1 protein-coding gene is annotated in these 236 nt (G+C 56.4%); it reads right to left on the reverse strand.

What is annotated here, in order from left to right; genetic code table 11:
* On the reverse strand, positions 1 to 191 hold a 191-nt coding region (locus AB1471_RS17885; protein WP_367781062.1), incomplete at its 3' end, for a hypothetical protein.
* Positions 192 to 236 lie beyond the last annotated feature (45 nt).

The following is a 236-nucleotide window of genomic DNA, read 5'->3' on the forward strand; positions in this document are numbered from 1 at the left end:
ATCCGCTGCGCATGCACATAGCTCTTTGCCAAAGACGCAGGGTCGGTGAAATTGCGCAAGGATGGCTCCATGCGCAGATCTTCCGGCAGGCTGTCAAGAAACCCTACCGGAACAGCAGCCGAGGCTGCTGGGGCTGCAGATGCAGCTGCGACATCTTGAGATCCAGTGTCCTGGGTTGTCTCTTCGCTCATTGTCTTTCCTTCTCTTCGGACAGCATTCGGACGATCAGCAGCACT

Origin of the sequence: Jeotgalibacillus marinus, assembly GCF_040801915.1 — a bacterium.
Classification (GTDB): Bacteria; Bacillota; Bacilli; order Bacillales; family Jeotgalibacillaceae; genus Jeotgalibacillus; species Jeotgalibacillus marinus.